18 protein-coding genes and 1 tRNA gene are annotated in these 18,604 nt (G+C 64.2%); 7 read left to right on the top strand and 12 right to left on the bottom strand.

Going from position 1 to position 18,604, the window contains the following annotated elements:
* The first annotated feature begins 20 nt into the window (after window positions 1–20).
* On the top strand, window positions 21–851 hold the full coding sequence (locus MPN20_RS03475) for a PAC2 family protein (protein WP_242779571.1): 831 nt from the start codon (window positions 21–23) through the stop codon (window positions 849–851).
* 109 nt (window positions 852–960) lie between these two features.
* On the opposite strand, the gene mshC is transcribed toward MPN20_RS03475, so the two are convergent.
* The 3 genes from mshC to MPN20_RS03460 form a co-directional block, all read right to left on the bottom strand.
* A complete protein-coding gene (gene mshC / locus MPN20_RS03470; protein WP_242779569.1) occupies window positions 961–2,220 on the bottom strand; it encodes a cysteine--1-D-myo-inosityl 2-amino-2-deoxy-alpha-D-glucopyranoside ligase in 1,260 nt (419 codons plus the stop codon).
* A gap of 109 nt (window positions 2,221–2,329) precedes the next feature.
* The gene (locus MPN20_RS03465) at window positions 2,330–3,244 is read right to left on the bottom strand and encodes an SCO1664 family protein (protein ID WP_242779567.1); all 915 of its coding nucleotides are present in this window, start codon (window positions 3,242–3,244) and stop codon (window positions 2,330–2,332) included.
* Between the two features lie 6 nt (window positions 3,245–3,250).
* Window positions 3,251–3,814: a DUF3090 family protein gene (locus MPN20_RS03460; RefSeq protein ID WP_242779565.1), complete on the bottom strand. Its 564-nt coding sequence runs from the start codon at window positions 3,812–3,814 to the stop codon at window positions 3,251–3,253.
* Window positions 3,815–3,871: 57 nt separating this feature from the next.
* Between MPN20_RS03460 and MPN20_RS03455 the strand changes: the two genes are divergently transcribed.
* Window positions 3,872–4,150, top strand: coding sequence for a hypothetical protein (locus tag MPN20_RS03455; protein ID WP_242779563.1), 279 nt, complete (start codon window positions 3,872–3,874; stop codon window positions 4,148–4,150).
* A 30-nt stretch (window positions 4,151–4,180) separates the two neighbouring features.
* Here MPN20_RS03455 and MPN20_RS03450 read toward each other — a convergent pair whose 3' ends face one another.
* Complete coding sequence (locus tag MPN20_RS03450; protein ID WP_242779561.1) at window positions 4,181–5,080, bottom strand: aldo/keto reductase; 900 nt, start codon at window positions 5,078–5,080, stop codon at window positions 4,181–4,183.
* A gap of 69 nt (window positions 5,081–5,149) precedes the next feature.
* On the opposite strand from MPN20_RS03450, the gene MPN20_RS03445 reads away from it, so the two are divergent.
* Window positions 5,150–5,983 (top strand): undecaprenyl-diphosphate phosphatase, encoded by an 834-nt coding sequence (locus tag MPN20_RS03445; RefSeq protein WP_242779559.1) that lies wholly within the window; start codon window positions 5,150–5,152, stop codon window positions 5,981–5,983.
* Window positions 5,984–6,034: 51 nt separating this feature from the next.
* On the opposite strand, the gene MPN20_RS03440 is transcribed toward MPN20_RS03445, so the two are convergent.
* Window positions 6,035–6,772: a histidine phosphatase family protein gene (locus tag MPN20_RS03440; RefSeq protein WP_242779557.1), complete on the bottom strand. Its 738-nt coding sequence runs from the start codon at window positions 6,770–6,772 to the stop codon at window positions 6,035–6,037.
* Between the two features lie 37 nt (window positions 6,773–6,809).
* On the opposite strand from MPN20_RS03440, the gene MPN20_RS03435 reads away from it, so the two are divergent.
* Together MPN20_RS03435 and MPN20_RS17465 are read left to right on the top strand one after the other, a co-directional pair.
* Window positions 6,810–7,013: a DUF5703 family protein gene (locus tag MPN20_RS03435; RefSeq protein WP_242779555.1), complete on the top strand. Its 204-nt coding sequence runs from the start codon at window positions 6,810–6,812 to the stop codon at window positions 7,011–7,013.
* Window positions 7,014–7,023: 10 nt separating this feature from the next.
* Window positions 7,024–8,013, top strand: a complete 990-nt coding sequence (locus MPN20_RS17465; RefSeq protein WP_242779553.1) for a DMT family transporter — start codon at window positions 7,024–7,026, stop codon at window positions 8,011–8,013.
* On the opposite strand, the gene MPN20_RS03425 is transcribed toward MPN20_RS17465, so the two are convergent.
* From MPN20_RS03425 to MPN20_RS03405, 5 genes are all read right to left on the bottom strand, one after another.
* Window positions 7,967–9,274: a M20/M25/M40 family metallo-hydrolase gene (locus MPN20_RS03425; RefSeq protein ID WP_242779655.1), complete on the bottom strand. Its 1,308-nt coding sequence runs from the start codon at window positions 9,272–9,274 to the stop codon at window positions 7,967–7,969. The two genes, MPN20_RS17465 and MPN20_RS03425, sit on opposite strands and share 47 nt — an antisense overlap.
* A 125-nt stretch (window positions 9,275–9,399) precedes the next feature.
* Window positions 9,400–9,487: transfer RNA gene (locus tag MPN20_RS03420), tRNA-Leu, on the bottom strand.
* A 193-nt stretch (window positions 9,488–9,680) separates the two neighbouring features.
* Window positions 9,681–10,535 carry a MaoC/PaaZ C-terminal domain-containing protein gene (locus MPN20_RS03415; protein ID WP_242779551.1) on the bottom strand — a complete coding sequence of 285 codons (855 nt, stop codon included), beginning with the start codon at window positions 10,533–10,535 and terminating at the stop codon, window positions 9,681–9,683.
* A complete protein-coding gene (locus MPN20_RS03410; RefSeq protein WP_242779549.1) occupies window positions 10,535–11,887 on the bottom strand; it encodes a 3-oxoacyl-ACP reductase in 1,353 nt (450 codons plus the stop codon). Before MPN20_RS03410 ends, MPN20_RS03415 begins: the two co-directional genes overlap by 1 nt.
* The gene (locus tag MPN20_RS03405) at window positions 11,884–13,173 is read right to left on the bottom strand and encodes an acetyl-CoA C-acetyltransferase (protein ID WP_242779547.1); all 1,290 of its coding nucleotides are present in this window, start codon (window positions 13,171–13,173) and stop codon (window positions 11,884–11,886) included. Before MPN20_RS03405 ends, MPN20_RS03410 begins: the two co-directional genes overlap by 4 nt.
* Before the next feature lie 58 nt (window positions 13,174–13,231).
* On the opposite strand from MPN20_RS03405, the gene MPN20_RS03400 reads away from it, so the two are divergent.
* Window positions 13,232–13,876: a TetR/AcrR family transcriptional regulator gene (locus MPN20_RS03400; protein WP_242779545.1), complete on the top strand. Its 645-nt coding sequence runs from the start codon at window positions 13,232–13,234 to the stop codon at window positions 13,874–13,876.
* On the top strand, window positions 13,873–15,939 hold the full coding sequence (locus tag MPN20_RS03395) for an acyl-CoA dehydrogenase (RefSeq protein WP_242779543.1): 2,067 nt from the start codon (window positions 13,873–13,875) through the stop codon (window positions 15,937–15,939). Before MPN20_RS03400 ends, MPN20_RS03395 begins: the two co-directional genes overlap by 4 nt.
* A 151-nt stretch (window positions 15,940–16,090) precedes the next feature.
* On the opposite strand, the gene MPN20_RS03390 is transcribed toward MPN20_RS03395, so the two are convergent.
* A complete protein-coding gene (locus MPN20_RS03390; RefSeq protein ID WP_242779541.1) occupies window positions 16,091–17,125 on the bottom strand; it encodes a homoserine O-acetyltransferase in 1,035 nt (344 codons plus the stop codon).
* Between the two features lies 1 nt (window position 17,126).
* Window positions 17,127–18,449: a PLP-dependent transferase gene (locus MPN20_RS03385; RefSeq protein WP_242779539.1), complete on the bottom strand. Its 1,323-nt coding sequence runs from the start codon at window positions 18,447–18,449 to the stop codon at window positions 17,127–17,129.
* Window positions 18,450–18,604 lie beyond the last annotated feature (155 nt).

Here is an 18,604-nt window from a genome sequence, read left to right as displayed (position 1 = left end):
TTCCAGCGTAGTGTTGAAGCATGACTTTTCTTCCATCAGGGTCCGGTGCACTCGTGCTCATCGCCTTCGAGGGACAGGACGCAGATGCGTCCGAAGCCGCCAGCTCATTGGTCAAAGATCTCATCGATGTCTGGCGGCTCGACGACAGTGAGATCTTGGACACCGACGGGTTCTACGAGTTCCGCTTCTCCGAACCGGAAATCGTCCGCGATGAGAACGGGCGCGCCTCGATCGCCTGGCCGGGCATCGAGGTCCATCGGGGTGTCCACGAAGGCGCCCCGATCACTGTCATCCAGGGACACGAGCCGGGACTGAAGTGGCGTGAGTTCCTCTCCCTCATCCTCACCCAGGTCGGGCCCGAGGATTCGATCGTCCTCCTCGGTGGTCTCCATGCCGAGGTCCCCCACACCCGGCCGCTGCCGGTTGTCGCCAACACCGAGGATGCAGGACTCGCCGCCGATCTGGACATCGAGGTCAACGGTTACGCAGGGCCGATCGGGATCCTCGGCCTCCTCGGTGTGGAGAGCGCGTGGAGGGGACTGCGGGCGATCAACCTGTGGGTCGGCGTGCCTGACTATCTCACCGATTCGCCCTCGCCGAAGGCCGAGCTCGCTCTCGCCTCGGCGGTCGAGCGGTACACGGGAGTCGAGATCGACATTCCTGTCCTCGAAGAGGAGAGCCGCGCGTGGGAACTCGGCGCCGATGAGCTGGTCGAGCTCAATCCGCACCTGGTCGAGCTGCTCAAGGGACTCGAACAGCTCAATGACTCCACGGAGCTGCCGGAAGCCAGCGGTGATGCAATCGCTGCCGAATTCGAGCGCTACCTGCGCAAGCGCGGCCGCGAGAAATAGGAGGCCGAGCCGTCCTGGCTGCCTCAGGCGCAGCGGTGAGTGATTCAAGTACAGCGCCGAGCGATTCAAGTACAGCGCTGAGCGATTCAGGCGCAGCGATCACGCAGTCTCAGTCGACGAGCGTGATTCCGAGAAGAGCGTCAACCGCGTCTGCGACTCGGTCTCCGCTCACCGGTGCGCTCTGGCCAGCAGGCGAATCGGCATAGTGCTCGGCCCATTCGTCCAGGATGCCCAACGCCCGTGGGCTGTCGAGGTCGTCGGCCAGCGACTCCCGCAGAAGCCCGATGATGTGATCGCGCAGGCCCTCCCTGCACTCTGACTCGCACATGGCCGCGTGCTTCCACGCCTGCAGCCGCGCCGAGGCCGATTCGAGCAGATCGTCGGTGAAGTTCCAGTCGCTGCGGTAATGGTTCGCCAGGAGCACGGTGCGGATCACCATCGGGTCGACACCCTGGGCCCGCAGTTGAGAGACGAGGACGAGGTTGCCCTTCGACTTGCTCATCTTCTCGCCCTGGTAGCCGACCATTCCGGTGTGCATATAGGTCTTGGCCAGCGGGGTCTGCTTCCACGCCGCAGCATGTGCCGCACTCATCTCGTGGTGCGGGAACACCAGGTCGCTGCCGCCGCCCTGAACATCGACGGGCATACCTGCGTAGTCCTGTGCGATGACAGTGCATTCGATGTGCCATCCGGGACGGCCTCGACCGAGGCTGCCGCCGTCCCATGACGGCTCGCCCTCACGCGCAGCCTTCCACAGCAGCGGGTCGATCGGATTGTCCTTGCCCGGTGTCTCCGGATCGCCGCCGCGCTCGGCCGACAGTTTCTCCATCGTTGCCTTGTCATCATGGCTGATGCTGCCGAAGGGCGGGTGGATCGGAGTCGAAACTCGGTAGTAGACGTCACCATTGTCGAGTGCGTAGGCAGCCCGAGAGGCGACGAGGTCCTCGACGGCGCTGACAATCTGCGGAACTGATTCGACGACGCCGATGTAGCTCTGAGGAGGAAGCACGCGCAGAGCCTGCATGTCCTCGCGGAAGAGCTCGATCTGCGACTCGGCGAGTTCGCGCCAGTCGACGCCGGTGGCGTCGGCCCTCTCCAGCAGGGGGTCATCCACATCGGTCGTGTTCTGCACGTACGTCACGTCGAGGCCGGCGTCGCGCCAGATGCGGTTGAGCAGGTCGAAGGCGACATAGGTCGCCGCGTGACCGAGGTGGGTGGCGTCGTACGGGGTGATTCCGCAGACGTAGAGGCCGGCCTTCTGGTCACGCCCTTTGAGAGTGCGTGGACTCCGGGTGCCGGTGTCGAAGACTGTCGGCACCTTTCCGGAGCTGGTGAGGCGGGGCAACTGAGGTTCGGACCATGACTTCACGGGGACCAGCCTAACCGAGTCACCGCCGAACGGCACTTCCTCGAGCTGCCGGGTCTCGGCCAGGTTTCGCAACCTCGCCCCAGATCAGTTTCCAGCTCGATCGTGGATGCTAGATCGGCGGCCAAGGAATGACAGTGCGATCATCGGGCGGGTCCGGGAAGAAACCCGATTCGGCCAGAGCCTGACCACGACCTTTGAGCGCAGCGATCTCGGGTGCCGACAAACAGTCCTCGAGGACGGACACGAGGTCGTCGTTCATCGCTGAGACGTCGTCCAGAGCGTCGACCTCGTCAATGCGGAACGACGACTGAGAGAATCCCCACACGACAGTGCGCAGCTTCTCCTCCTCGTGGAAGGTCAGACCGTTGTCGATGCCGAATGAGCCGATGCTCCTCGGCCCCGCCCACGGCAGATAGCTGCCATGGATGACGTGTCCAGCCTTCCTGTCCGCATTGTTCGCCAGCAGGTCGAAGAAGGCGATCGCCCGGAGGTCGTCGTCAATGGCATGGGAGAGCACGAGATCCGCGCCGTCCTCGGTGCGCAGGGCAAACATCGGGGTGTGCTCGGCCGGGATGCCGTCAATGCTCGTGAGCGTGATCGACTCATCGTCTCCGGAGGCCTCGACGTAGGCCTGAAGCGACCCGATCCCTTCGGGCAGGTCATCGCGCAGCACAGTCGGCGGGACGACCCCGAGGTCGAGGTGCGCGCTCAGTCGATAAGCGGCGACTTCGCGCAGGGCCAGGGTCTGCGGCGGGAAGTCACGCAGCGGAACCTCACCCCCGCTGGGCTTGTACACGGCACGCAGGTGGTGGCCGGCGTATTCGACGACGACGAGGCGTGTGTCGTTGCTGGCGCGAGGGATCGATCCCATCACGGTGCATTCGCCGCGCTCAAGCGCCGCCTCGACGAACTCCCGGTGATCGAGAGAGTCGCCTCCGCCAGCACCTGCTGCCTCTCCGGACCCGGCGCGTTCGTCGGGATCAGAGCTGCCGGTCGAGTTCGGATCAGTCGTCGAAGTCTGCATGATCGATCAGGTGCGGGCGATCCCGTTGGCGCGCGGGCACAGATGTCCGTCGGGCTCGAGCGGCAATGAGCAGAACGGGCAGTCGCCGCGGCCCGCAGAGACGACCTGATCGGCGCGTCTGGCGAATTCGCGTGACCCTGCCGCGTCGAGGACGACACGCAGGACATCGCGTTCGACTTCGTCATCGTCGGGGTCGGCAGAGGTTCCCGACTGCGTGTCCTCTTCCGTGAGTTCGAAGCACTCGACGACGAGTTCGTGCACCACCGTGTCCCAGCCCAGACTCATGGTTCCGACACGGAACTCGGGTTCGATGGGCACACTCAGCCCGGCATTGTCGATGCGGTCATCGATCGCGGTCTGGGGCACTCGGGCGACAGGATCTTTGACCATGACCATGTCGAGGAGTTCGGTGATCCGATCCGCAAGGATCTCGACCTGTTCCTTCTCGACCACCACCGAGGTGAGGACCGACCCGGACTTCGCCTGCAGGAGGAAGGTGCGCTCCCCCGGCAGACCGATCGTGCCGACGACGAATCGTTCCGGGGCTGGGTGGTCGTATAAAGCTGCCATGCCTCCAGCCTAGTTCAAAGACTTACATGTCAGTCCTGCCTGGGATACATTTGAGTCATGAGCACTGATCCTCGTGAGGCCCTGGACGCATTCCTCGAAGCAGTCAGGGAACACTACGCTGCATCCGCACACCGCAATGGAGACCAAGACCCTCGTGTCGAGGCCGCATACATGGCCTTGGCCGATGCCTTCGAAATCTACGAAGACGCGATCTACACCGCCTACGACGAGGTCACTCCCTTCGAGCTCTTCGACGATGTCGAAGATGCCAAGGAGGATGACGATGACAATGAGCTCGACGGGGACTTCGCCGTCGAGGACGACGAGGACGACTGACTCGAGCGGTCAGGAGATCTGCTCGAGCGGTCAGGAGATCTGGTCGAGCACCTCGGCGATCTCAGGCTCGAGTTCCACATCGCTGGACAGGATCTGAGTCAGCTGCTCCGGCGTTCGCGCTGAGACCAGCGATGAGCTGATTCCGCGATGCCGATTGAAGGCCAGCGCGATATCGGTCGTCGTCACGCCCAGGGCCGCCGCTGCTTTGCGCACACCGGCCAGGACTCGCCCGGAGTGATCGTCGAGGTAAGCGTTGACGTATTCGGAGAGCTCACCAGCCAGGCGTGAATCCTGCGGGGTGCCCCGTCGATATTTGTCGCTGAGCACTCCCCTGCCCAATGCGGCTCCAGCGATGAGTCCGACTCCCGCATAGTTCGCGGCCGGCGCCAAGTCACTTTCGGCATCTCGGTTGAGCAGAGAGTATTCGGTGAGCGCACACGCGATGGGCACTCCGGCCCCGCGCATCTCCGCCAGTTCCCAACCTGCATGGTGGGAGACTCCGACATAGCGGATCTTTCCCAGGGTCAGCAGGGTGTCGATCGCCGAGGCGGTCTCCGTCCGAGCGACGTCCGGATCGAAGACGTCGAGGACGAGGATGTCAATGTGCTCCCGCCCCGTGGCCCGCAGCAGAGCGTCGACCTGATCGAGGATGCGAGCCCGGCCCAGACCGACGTCGATGTGGGATGACTCACGCACGGACACGCCCACTCGGGCAATCAGCATGATCTCCCCAGGAAGACTCAGCTGGGACAGGACATGGGCTGCGTTGACACCCGACGAGGGAAGCTCGATGAGGTTCCCACCTGCACCGACGTACGAATCCACGAGCCTTTGGGCGACCGCGGCATCGACCCGGTGACCCCATTCGAAGGTCCCGAGACCCACATCGCTGACAGCAAGACCGGTGGTGCCGAGGCGTTGTTGCTTCATGATTGTTGAGGTTACCCGATTCCGCGACTACCGTGGTCTCGTTCCCACCCCACTTTCTCAAGGAGACGCATGTACGACTGGCTGGTTGCCGCCGTGCTCGGAATCGTTCAGGCTCTGACGGAGTTCCTGCCGATCTCATCCTCGGCCCACGTGCGCATCGTCGGTGAGCTGATGCTGCCGGGCAAGGATCCCGGCGCATTCTTCACCGCGATCATTCAGATCGGCACCGAGGCTGCTGTCGTCGTCTACTTCTGGAAAGACATCGTCTCGATCATCTCCAAGTGGTGCAAGGCATTGGTCGGCAAACACGATCGCAAGGACCCCGAGGTCCGTCTCGGGTGGCTGATCATCATCGGATCGATTCCGATCGTCGTCCTCGGACTGCTGTTCCAGGACGCCATCGAGACCACTCTGCGCAGCCTGTGGATCACCGCGACCATGCTCATCGTCTTCGGCCTCATCATCGGCCTCGCCGACTGGGTCGGCAAGAAGCAGCGCACCCTCGACGACATGCACTGGGGGCAGGGCATCCTGTTCGGCCTCGCGCAGTCACTGGCCCTCATCCCCGGCGTCTCCCGGTCGGGCGGCACGATCATGGCCGGCCGGTTCATGGGATTCTCCCGCCCCGAGGCTGCCCGCTATTCGTTCCTGCTCGCCATTCCCGCTGTGCTGGGCTCAGGCTTCTACAGCGTCTACAAGAGTCTGGGCGCCTCAGACATGGTCATCGGGTGGGGTCCGACGATCATGGCCACGATCATCGCCTTCATCCTCGGCCTCTTCGTCATCCATTGGTTCCTCGGATACGTCAAAACCAAGTCGTTCGGAATCTTCGTCTGGTACCGCGTGGCCTTGGGCATCGTGCTCTACATCCTGCTCGGCACAGGCGTCCTCGCCGCGGGCTGATCTGCCGGCTCTCCTGAGAGCGCAGGGTCTCCTGAGAGCGCAGGGTCTGCGCTAGTGCAGTCCCCCGCCGCCCGGAGTTCCCGACTCGGCGAGGCCGGCTGCAGTCACCGACATCGCCGTCAGAACCGGGTGGCGTCCCGAGTAGTCGATGACCGTGAATGATCCAGGTGCTACGGCGATCCGCTGGAAGTCATCCAGGGGCATGCCCAGCGCGTCGGCGATGATGGCCTTGATGATGTCTCCGTGGGAGACGAGCATCGCCCACTGGCGGATGTCGGCCGTGGCAGGAGATTCTCTCCCAGCGGCTGCGGCTGCTTCGACTGCTGCGGCTGCTTCGGCTTCCACACGCCGTGCTGCCTCTTCGGCTCTGAGCTCCTCGACCACGGATCGGACCCGCCCCACGGCACGGTCGGCCGCCTCGGCGATCGATTCCCCGCCGGGGAACTGCGCCTGGGAAGCATGCTCGACCACGGTCTTCCACTCGGGCTCGGAAGCGAGATCTCGCAGGCTGCGCCCCGTCCACTCGCCATAGTCGAGTTCGATGATGTCCTCGTCGGCTTCGATCGCAGCGAATTCTGCGTGAGATGCGGCCAGTCTGGCGGTCTGCTCACACCGCTGCAGCGGCGAGTGCAGCAGGCGGGAGAAGCCGCGGTGAGGCAGCATCCGCAACGTGGACTCGAGAGCGCTTACGCCCTGATCGGTCAGCGACACGCCGGGAGCGCGTCCAGCGAGGATCCCAGCTGTGTTCGCAGTTGAGAGACCGTGGCGCAGGAGGACGATGACGGGCATGCGATCAAGACTAGCCCACATCGTTTACAGTGGGCCTATGAAACGTCAGCGTCCGCGGATGACCTACGAGTTCCGCAAGGTTTCCTTCTCCAAGGATGTTCCCCGGTCTGTGAGTCTGCAGGAACTCAACGACGAAGCCGAATACGGCAAATGGGAGCTGGCCCGGACGCGCATCTCCGTCGGCGGGACCCGGACGGTCTGGCTGCGCCGGAAGATCATGCCTCTGACGCTGAGCAGCTGACGCCGCCGTTGTGAAGTCGCCCTCTGCGCTCCTCCCTGTCCTCTTCGCCGGCCTCGTCACCATCACGGCCGGCGGTGCCATGTCTCTGCAGGGCCGAGCCAATGGAATGCTCGGTCCGCTGTTGGGCCATGCCGTCTTCGCCGCTCTGGTCTCGTTCGCCGTCGGGCTCATCCTCGCGGGCACGGCTCTGCTCTGCTCATCTCGTTCCCGAGATGCGGCTCGCACCCTGTTCCACGTGCTGCGTACACGGACAATGCCGTGGTGGATGCTGCTCGGCGGACTCAGCGGCGCGCTCGTCGTCATCGCTCAGGCCACGACAGTGCCTGTCATGGGCGTCGCGATGTTCACGATGGCCTTCGTCTCCGGTCAGGTCACCGGCGGCCTCGCCGTCGACTCGACGAAACTGCCCCCGGGTGGGAAGCAGCGGATGACGGTCGTCCGGGTATTCGGAGTCATCGTCGTCATCGCAGCCCTTGTCTTCGGAGCATCGGAGAGGATGAATCTCGGCGTCCCGCTCTGGGCACTGCTGCTGCCCTTCGTCTCCGGAGCGCTGACGTCTGTCCAGCAGGCGTGCAACGGCCGGATCAAGTCCGCCACCGGTTCGGCCGTTGTCGCCACGACCGTGAACTTCGCCATCGGATTCGCCGCCCTCCTCGTGGCCGCCGCGGTCATCATGCTCGGCGGAGTGCGATGGGAGGGATTCCCGACAGAGCCGACTCAATGGTGGATGCTGCTCGGCGGAGCATTCGGAGTCATCTTCATCGGACTCACCGCTTTGACTGTGGCGCGGCTCGGCGTGCTCTTGCTCAGTCTGTTCTCGCTCTTCGGCAATCTCTTGGGTGCACTCCTGCTTGATCTGGTGCTGCCCATCCCGGGATCCCTGGTGAGCACCACGACGGTCATCAGCGCCGTCCTGGTGCTCGCCGGGATCGCGATTACGATTATGCCGTCGACTAGGCCTTCATCAGGAAGTCGCCGAGGACCCGAGTCCCGAACTTGAGCGCAGAGATCGGCACCCGCTCGTCGACTCCGTGGAACATCGCCGGGAAGTCGAGGTCGCCGGTCAGCTGCAGCGGAGCGAATCCGTAGCCGGTGATCCCCAGCTCCGCCATCGACTTGTTGTCCGTGCCGCCCGAGAGCGTGTACGGCAGGACCTTCGCCGTCGGATCGTCGTCGAGCAGGCTCTTCTGCATCTGCGCGACGAGCGGAGTGTCGAAGGGTGCTTCAAGGGCGTTGCCCTCGTCATTGGCTTCGATGTCGATGCCCTCCCCCGCGAGCTCCTTGATCTTGAGCATCACATCTTCGTGCTGGCCGGGCAGGGTCCGGCAGTCGACGTAGGCCGTGGCCGTACCGGGAATGACATTGTGCTTGTAGCCGGCGTTGAGGAACGAAGGGTTCGAGGTGTTCTGCAGGGTCGGAGCGACGAACTTCTCGACCGAGCCGAGTTCCGCCAGCAGCTCTCCGATCGTATCGGCGCGGAATTCGATACCGGTGATCTCGGCAACCCCTTCGAGCAGCTGCCTGGTCGCGATCGGGATCTCCTGCGGCCACGCGTACTCGCCGATGCGAGCGATGGCGGCCGCCAGCCGGGTGACAGGGTTGTCGTCATTGCGCTGCGATCCATGGCCCGCTGTGCCATGGGCGATGAGGTTGAGCCAGGCGAGGCCCTTCTCAGCCGTCTGGATCAGGTAGACGCGCTGTCCGCGGACATCGACCGAATAGCCGCCCACCTCGGAGATCGCCTCGGTGGCGCCGTCGAAGAGTTCGGGATGGTTGCGCACGACATAGCGGGCTCCGTAGTTCCCGCCTGCCTCTTCATCGGCGAAGAACGCGATGATGAGGTCGCGACGAGGGCGGAGCCCCTGGCGCAGCATCGCACGGACCGAGGCGATGATCATCGCGTCCATGTCCTTCATATCGACCGCACCGCGGCCCCACAGCAGATCGTCCTTGATGACGCCGGCGAACGGGTCGACGCTCCAATCCTCGGCGGCGGCCGGGACCACATCGGTGTGGCCGTGGACGACGAGCGCCGGCGCGTCCGGATCGGTGCCCTTGATACGTGCGACCAGCGAGGCCCGGCCGGGTTCCGACTCGACGATCGTGGACTTCAGCCCGACCTCTTCGAACCAGGAAGCGATGAGGTCAGCGGCAGGCCGTTCTGGATTAGCTTTGTTGCCGCCCCAGTTCTGGGTATCGATGCGGATGAGCTGTTGGCACAGGGACGTGACCTCGGCCTCGGCGGCGCTGAAATCGTACACGGTGGTCTCCAGTCGGAAGAGTGCGAAGATGCTGACGGGATCCACGGTATCTCAACTGCGGCGAGGGGATGCGAGAGGACAGCGAAATGGCCCCCGGATCAGATCCGGAGGCCATTTCTCTGCTGTGCGCGAAGGGGGACTTGAACCCCCACGCCCGATAAGTTGGGCACTAGCACCTCAAGCTAGCGCGTCTACCAATTCCGCCACTCGCGCTTGCAACAGAGATTACTTTACACGCGAGTTTCGACCACGCAAAATCGGATCGGCCATTTGTGACGCATGGCACTTCCGGCTCTTCCTAGAGACGCAGAAACGGTGCTGACCAGGGATGGTCAGCACCGTTTCAGCGCAGTTTCCGCACCGCATTCGCTGTGATCCGAGACCTCAGTCCCGCAGCTCCGAGACCTCAGTCCCGCAGCTCCGAGACCTCAGAGAGGATGTGCGGCTTGCCCGATTTGAGGTCGAAGATCGCGAACGTCGACGCGAAGTGTCGACGCCCCTCGGTGATCGCGAAACCGACAGTCGACGGCAACAACACGGGCTTGGCAAACGACACGTCCCAGCGGTACGACTCGAGTCGCGTATCGACCGCGGACAGAGCACGCGAGGCGCCGTACATTCCGTGGGCAATGACGCGGGGGAAGCCGAAGCCCTTCGCGGCGAGTCCGTTGAGGTGGATCGGGTTGTAGTCCCCTGAGGCATGCGCATACCGCTTGCCGATGATCGGGTCGAGTCGCCACAGCGCAGTGTGCTGGGGAGCAATGAACTCCTCACGCGGCGCGTGGTCCTTCGGCTCGGCGTTCGGCAGCTTCTTGCCCTTGGCCAGATACGTCGAAGTCTCGCGCAGCTTGAGCACGCCCTCGACCTTCATCAAGACGTTGACCTCGATCGTGGTGCCCGACGGATGCTGGAACGGACCGGCGAGCTCAACGTGCATGTCAACGCTGTCCCCGATGTGAACGGGGCCGAGGACGTCGATCCGGTTGCCGATGTGGACCATCCCCATCATCGGCAGCGGCACCTCGGGGTCGCTGAGCAGCTGCATGCTCAGCGGAAATGCGAGGACGTGCAGATATCCGGGGTGGACGATGTTGCTCAGCCCGGCGCCGACGACACTGGTGAAGCCGGCGTAGGCGTCGGCTTCGATGGGCACACTGCGGTCCAGGGCACGCCGCGGAAGGTCGGGTCCCGTCCGTGTGCCGAGCGGAAGGGCCTTAAGCAGGGCCTTCGCATAGACCGGGAGCATCGAGTCCTTGGCCATCAGGCACCCACCATGTTCTGGCCGCATACGCGCAACGTCGTGCCGTTGATCCCGCGAGCCCCCGCCGAGGCGAGGAATCCGATGGTCTCGGCGACATCGACGGGCTGTCCGCCCTGTTGCAGGCTCGAGAGCCGGCGTGCGACCTGACGGGTCAGTGCAGGCATCTTGGCCGTCATGTCGGTTTCGATGAACCCGGGTGCGACGGCGTTGATCGTGCCGCCACGATGGGCGAAGTCCCCCGCCGAGGCTGCCGTGAGTCCGATGACACCAGCCTTCGAAGTCGCATAGTTCGTCTGCCCGCGGTTGCCCGCGATGCCCGAGGTCGATGCCAGGGACACGACCTGTGAGCCGTCGGCGAAGAGGCCCTTGTCGCTGAGGTGCGCGTTGATGCGCGCCTGTGCGGCGATGTTGACGGCGATGACCGAATCCCAGCGGGAGGCGTCCATGTTCGCAAGCATCTTGTCTCGGGTGATGCCCGCGTTGTGGACGAGGATGTCGACCTTTCCACCGACCGCCTCGGCGATCTTCTCAGCAGCGGTCTCCGCGGTGATGTCGAGCTGGAGCGTTCTGCCGCCGACCTCGTTCATCACCTCGGCCAGAGCCTGTCCGGCCTGGGGCATGTCGACGCCGATGAGCTGCGCGCCGTCGCGGGCGAGGTTGCGGGCGATGGCCGCACCGATTCCGCGGGCTGCTCCGGTCACAACGGCTGTGCGACCTGCCAGAGGGCCTGCGGCACCCGTGGACAGGAACGCCTCCATGCTCGTCGGGTTTCCCTCCTGCGAGGACACCGTGACGAACTGGCCGGAGACGTACGCCGATTTTCCTGACAGCAGGAACCACAGAGCCGTGGCCACCGACGGTGCGTGCATGTCGACACCGTCAAGGAGGATTCCGTTGGCCGTCGATCCGGCCCGCATCTCGTGTGCCAGGGACCGGGTGAGTCCCGTGATCCCCTGGGTGACCGCTGCCTGTTCGGGCGACTGGTTCGCCGCGTCCGGTGCCGTCGAGATCGTGATGACCCGACCGCATTTGGCCAGAGAGCGCAGTGCGGAGCCGATTCCGAGCACGGTCTCCGACAGGTCTGTCGGCGTCAACACATCGTCGAGGACGGCGATGATGGCGCGAAGTGACTCTCCCGCAGTCGAGTGGCGACGCACCTCGAAGCCGTTCTCGAGCAGCAGGTCGGCCAGCTTCTGCGCGTCCGCGCCCGCCCCGAGGACCAGGACCGGCTTCTTGCGATAGCTCTCAGGTGTCGAGTCGAAGCGCTGGAGCTCGACAGGCTGTGGAAGACCGAGGGTCTTCGCGACCTGCTTCAGAGGGCCGTTGACCAGGCCCAGGTATGTGTCTTTCATACTGCCTCCACAATCGCGGTGAGGCCCTGGCCGCCTGCTGCGCAGATCGAGACCAACGACCTCTTCTTGCCGGTGAGCTTGAGATGCTTCGCGGTGGAGGCGATGATGCGTCCACCGGTGGCTGCGAACGGGTGTCCGGCGGCCAGGCTCGAACCCAACGGATTGAGCTTGGCACGGTCGATCGAGCCCAGGGCCTTGTCCAGTCCGGCCTTCTCACGGCAGAACTCCTCGGACTCCCACGCGGCCATATGGCAGAGCACGGTCGAGGCGAAAGCCTCGTGGATCTCGAACACATCGAAGTCGTCGAAGGTCAGGCCGTTGCGGGCCAGCAGTCGGGGCACCGCGTAGGCAGGAGCCATGAGCAGGCCCTCTGCCCCGTCGACGAAGTCAACGGCTGCAGCCTCGGCGTCGACGAGACGAGCCAAGGGCGTGTATCCGTGAGCTTCAGCCCAGTCCTCGCTGCCGAGCAGCACGGATGAGGCGCCGTCAGTGAGCGGAGTCGAGTTGCCTGCGGTCATCGTCGCCGGAGTGCTCAGCTTCTTGCCGAACACCGGTGAGAGCTTGGCCATCGACTCGGGAGTCGAGTCGGGGCGCAGATTGGTGTCGCGACTGACGCCGAGGTAGGGAGTTGAGAGGTCATCGAAGAACCCTTCGTCCCAAGCCGCGGCGAGATTGCGGTGCGAAGCCAGAGCGAGTTCGTCCTGGGCCTCACGCGTGATCTGCCACTTGGCGGTCGTGATCGCCTGATGCTCGCCCATGCTCAAGCCCGTGCGCGGCTCAGCCGTCGAAGGGGCTTGAGGGGCCAGATGAGCGGGGCGGATCTGGGCGGCGATCTTCGCACGCTGCGGCAAGGTCTTCGCCCGTGACAGCTCAAGCAGGATCTCGCGCATCGAATCGCTGACGACGATCGGGGCATCGGACGCCGAGTCCACGCCCGAAGCGATCCCCGATTCGATCTGACCGGCGTTGATCTTGTTGTTGAGGCTCACGACGGCTTCGAGTCCGGTGGCACACGCCTGACCGAGGTCGAAGGCCGGTGTGGTGGGTGCCAGGGCAGAACCGAGCACGGCTTCACGAGTCAGGTTGAAGTCCTTCGAATGTTTGAGGACTGCACCGCCGGCGACTTCACCGATGTTCTCACCGGCGAGACCGTACCGGGCGACGAGCCCGTCGAGGGCGCTCGTGAGCATGTCGAGATTGCTGGCCTTCGCGTACTGCTTGTTCGAACGAGCGAACGGAATGCGGTTGCCGCCGAGGATGACGGCGCGCTGATTGGGAGTGGACATTTGCACCTCCGGTATATGGATTTAACTGTTACCGACAGTACCTGATACCGTCTGTTGCATGAAATCGCTCACAGACGGCCGTTCCACCAGATGGCAGGAACATCGCGACCACAGGCGTCGCGAATTGCTGCGTGCCGTCCGCCATGTCGTCGACGAACACGGCGACGACCTCTCGATGGATCAGATCTCCGAGCACTCGGGAACGACGAAGTCCGTGCTCTATCGGTATTTCACCGATCGCGCGGGCCTGCAGGCGGCCATGGGCGAATGGGCGATGGACGTCATCACGAAGTCGCTCGACGACGCCGCCCCGGTCCACGACTTTTCTGCAGCCAACGACGACCCGGCGGTCGACGATGAGGAAACGGCCGCCTCGGCGCGGGAGTCGCTCACGGAGATGATCCGTGCCTTCGTCAGGCTCGCCGCAGACTCCCCGAGCATCTATCGGTTCTGCGACACCGCGGTCAACCGATTCGCCCCCACGGAGACCGGCGGATTCTTCAACGACATCGCCAGTCTCCTCGCCGACCGACTCGGGCTCGAGGGCTCGCGCGGTCAGCTGTGGGCTGCAGGCGCGATCGGATTCGTCCGTGCCGCCACCGAGAACTGGCTGACCGATCCCGGTCAGCCCGATGAATTCGCCACCGCAATCAGTCAATGGCTCTGGGCCTCGCTGCCCGACAAACTAGGAGTAGACGAATGAAGCTGTCCCTCGATCCACAGGCGCTCAACGCGATCCTCGACGGCCGCTGGGCCGAGGCCCGACGCACGGGCCGCTCGCTGGCGCAGAATGAGGTCACGCACGAGGATCCGACCGATGATCTCGAGGCCGCACGGGAGCGCACACTCAGCGGCGTCCAGCTCATGGCCGAGACCGAACTGCCGCTGACAGGCCTACCGAAGTCGATGGGCGGTCGTAACGAGCACGCCGTCAACATCGCAAGCTTCGAGGAGACCGTCACCGCATCGCCGAGTCTCCAGATCAAGGCAGGCGTCCAGTTCGGCCTCTTCGGCGGAGCCATCCTGCACCTGGGCAACCCCGCCCAGCATGAGGCCTGGCTGCTGGCCGCGCAGAAGGGCGAGCTGCTGGGCTCCTTCGCCATGACGGAGATCGGTCATGGATCGGACGTTGCAGCGGTCGGAACGACTGCCACCTACTCGGCTGAGTCCGAGGAATTCGTCATCGACACCCCGTTCCGGGCAGCAACGAAGGAATACATCGGCAACGCAGCCCGGGACGCACGTGCCGCAGTCGTCTTCGCTCAGCTCATCACCGCCGGTGTCAACCACGGCGTGCATGCGTTCTTCGTCCCCATCCGCGACGACGCGGGTGAGCCGATGCCGGGCATCGGCATTGAGGACGATATGTTCAAGGGCGGACTCAAGGGCGTCGACAACGGCCGGATCACCTTCGATGGTGTCAGGATCCCGCGGTTCAACCTCCTCGACCGGTACGGATCGGTCACTGCCGACGGCACGTACTCCTCGCCCATCGAATCCCCCGGGCGCCGCTTCTTCACGATGCTCGGCACCCTGGTCCAGGGACGTGTGTCCCTCGATGGCGCTTCGGTGGTCGCGTCGAAGCTGGCCCTCGACATCGCAGTGCGCTACGGACTCGAGCGCAAGCAATTCAACAGTGCCGATGACATCAACGAGGTCACTCTGCTCGACTACCAGCAGCATCAGCGCAGGCTCATGCCGGCCGTCGCTTCGGTGTATGCCTCGGCGCTGGCGCACGAGAAGCTGCTGATCTCCTTCGAAGAGGTCTTCTCCGGCGCCGATGACAGCGAGGAGAATCGTGCTCTGCTCGAGACCCGGGCCGCAGGGTTCAAAGCGGATTCGACGTGGATGGCCCTCGACGTCATCCAGGAGTGCCGGGAAGCTTGCGGCGGTGCCGGCTTCATGGCCGAGAACCGTCTCGTCGGCCTGCGCGCCGACCTCGACGTCTACGCAACCTTCGAAGGTGACAACACTGTGCTGCTGCAGCTGGTGGGCAAGCGCATCCTCGGCGACTATGCGAAGGAGTTCGCGAACATCGACGTGAGAGGAGCCGCTCGCTACATCGGCACGCAGGCGGCCGAACGTACGATCTACCGGACAGGGCTGGTGAATGCGGGCCAGTCGATCTCCGATCTGTTCACGCTCAATCTCAGCGACCGGCGGATCCGCTCCGGCAAACTTCAGCGCTCTCTGCTCGAGACCAGGGTCGAGGTCATGGTCTCCGGGCTCGCCCAGAATCTTCGCCCGGCCGCGAAGATGCCTGCAGACAAGGCCGCGGAACTGTTCAACTTCCACCAGCACGAGTTCATCGAAATGGCCCGCGCCTATGTCGAGTTGGAGAAGTGGAAAGCCCTCGACGAGGTGATGAAGGAGCAGACCGAACCTGATCAGGCCAAGGTCTTCCGCCGCCTGCGCGACACCTACGGACTCAGCCTCATCGAGAAGCACGTCGGCTGGCACCTCATGTACGGTCGCCTGCCGATGATGCGGGCCCGTCAGCTCAACGAGACGCTCAATCGTCTCTGCGACAAACTCGCCGACAATGCGCTCGACCTGGTCGACGCCTTCGGGTACGGCGACGAGCATCGACGCGCCACGATCGCCACGGGCGTCGAGGCGAAGCGTCAGAAGGAAGCTGCCGATTACTACCGGCATGCCCGCGCCCAGCAGGACTACCCGGTCGATGAGAAGCAGCTGCGGAAGGCAGCGAAGGCGGATGCAGCCGCCAAGTCAGGGAAGTCGGCGAAGGCGAAGGCACAAAGGTAAGCGGACCGCTCAGACCTTGAACCCCGACACACAAAGGCCGAGGGCCGTACAGCTTCAGTGCTGTGCGGCCCTCGGCTTTGCTGATGATGCGGAGTTGGGTTTCAGTGATGAGGTGGTCGAGAGGTGCCCAGGCCTTGTTCGACAGTTCGGTTCAGGCGCGCAGGAAGTCCGTGAGCGCAGCCGAGACTGCAGCGGTCTCGGTCAGGAAGCCGTCGTGTCCGACATCGGATTCGATGACGTGATATGAGACAGCACCAGGGAGGTTCTGTGCTAGCAGCTCGACCTGGGCAGGCGGGAACAGCCGGTCCGAGGACACAGAGATGACGAGGTTGTCGGTGCAGGCATCGGCCAGCGCGGTGGGCAGGTCAGACGAGCGGCCGGTGCGCACATCGTGGTCGCGCAGAGCTCGGGTGAGGACGACGTAGCTGTGCGGATCGAAGCGAGCTGTCAGCTTCTTGGCCTGGTAGTCGAGATACGAGCTGACCTCGTAGTAGTCGGGCGACCTGCGTCTGCGGGAGAAGCGCTGGTTGAGCTCCGCATCATTGCGGTAGGTCAGGTGGGCGATCTGACGCGCCAGGCCGAGACCCTGTCCGGGAAACCGACCCACGGCCGTGTAGTCGCCGGAGTAGTAGTCCGCGTCGAGTTCGATCGCACGTTCCTGCATCATCGCCCAGGCGATCTGGTCGGCCTCGCAGAATGCCGGCGCCGCGATGACGGCGCACTTCTTCACCTTGCGCTTGTCGAGCAGAGCGAATTCGAGAGCCCTGGCCCCACCCATCGACCCGCCGATGACGGCGTGCCAGGAGTCGATGCCGAGGATCTGGGTCAGATTGTGTTCGAGTCGAGCCATGTCGCGGATCGTGACCGCGGGGAACCTTGAGCCGTAGGCCAGCCCGTCGTCATAGATCGACTGCGGACCGGTGGTCCCCGAGCACCCGCCGAGCGAATTCGCACACACCACGAAATACTCATTCGTGTCGATCGCCTCGCCCGGACCGACGATTCCCGCCCACCAGTCGGTGGCCCGGGTATCGCCGGTCAGGGCGTGCTCGATGAGGATCGCATTGCTGCGGTCCGCGTTGAGTGTGCCGAAGGTTTCGTAGGCGACCTCGACAGTCCCGAACGTGTGTCCGGAGTCTGTGACGAAGCCCAGAATGCGCTCGACGGAGGTGCTCTGGGTGGTCATGTCAGGCTGCGGCCGACGCATTCGCTGCAGCAGCGGCGAAGCCCTTGTCGAGGTCGGCGATGATGTCGTCGATGCCTTCGAGCCCCACCGACAGACGCACCAGGGCAGGGTTCACGCCAGCGGCGACCTGAGCCTCTTCGTCCAGCTGTGCGTGAGTCGTGGACGCCGGGTGGATGACCAACGAGCGGACGTCACCGATGTTGGCCACGTGCGAGTGCAGATCGAGAGCGTCGACGAATGCCACAGCGGCATCGAAGCCACCGGCGATGTCGAAGGCGAGGACCGAACCGACGCCGTTGGGCAGGTACTTCTTCGCATTCTCATTCCAAGGGCTGGACTCGAGACCGGCATAGGCGACGCGAGTGACCTGCTCATGGCCTTCGAGGTAGGAGGCAACCTTCTTCGCATTCTCGACGTGACGCTCGATGCGCAGGCTCAGGGTTTCGATTCCCTGCGCGATGAGGAAGGCGTTGAAGGGGCTGGCTGCCGGGCCGAGGTCGCGCAGACCCTGGACGCGAGCCTTGAGGCCGAAGGAGACGTTGGCACCGAATGCGGAGTCGGCGCCGAGGTCGCGGGCGTAGACGAGGCCGTTGTAGGACTCGTCGGGGTTGTTGAAGCTGGGGAACTTCTCCGGGTTCGTCCCGTAGTCGAAGTTTCCGCTGTCGACGACGACGCCGGCGATCGAGTTGCCGTGCCCGCCGAGGTACTTCGTGGCCGAGTGGAGGACGACGTCGGCGCCGTGCTCGATCGGACGGACCAGGTACGGGCTGGCCAGGGTGTTGTCGGCGAAGAGCGGCACACCGGCTGCGTGGGCGATGTCGGCCACTGCTGTGATGTCGAGGACGTCGGAGCGGGGGTTCGAGACAACCTCGGCGAAGAAGAGCTTCGTGTTGTCCTGCACTGCCGACTTCCATGCGTCGAGGTCATCGACGTCAACGAACGTGGTGTCGATGCCCAGCTTGCGCAGGGTCACGTGAAGGAGGTTGTAGGTTCCGCCGTAGAGGCTGGAGCTGGCGACGATGTGGTCACCGGCTTCGGCGATGTTCGTAATCGCCAGGAGCGCTGCCGACTGACCGGATGCTGTGAGAACGGCGTGGACACCGCCTTCGAGGTCGGCGATTCGGTTCTCCACGACCTCGGTGGTCGGGTTCGTGATACGCGTGTAGATCGGGCCGAGCTCGGTCAGCGCGAAGCGGTTCGCGGCCGTCTCATTGCTGTCGAAGACGAACGAGGTCGTCTGGTGGATGGGCAGCGCGCGTGCTCCGGTGACCGGATCAGGCGTCTGACCGGCGTGGATCTGGCGGGTTTCGAATGACTGAGCCATGATGTCTCCTTCGGGTGTGACGGGTCCGCCCGCAATCGTTCGTGCGAGTGGGTCGAGTGGTGGTGATGGCTCTACTCTCATCGACTCTCCGAGTTCGCTGAGGCGAACTCGTCATCTTCATGTCATGTGACGTCATGTTCCGTCACACATCATCA

Origin of the sequence: Brevibacterium sp. ZH18, from assembly GCF_022748595.1 — a bacterium.
Classification (GTDB): domain Bacteria; phylum Actinomycetota; class Actinomycetes; order Actinomycetales; family Brevibacteriaceae; genus Brevibacterium.
Note: the sequence above shows the minus strand (reverse complement) of the source record. Positions and strands in the feature narration are given on the sequence as shown.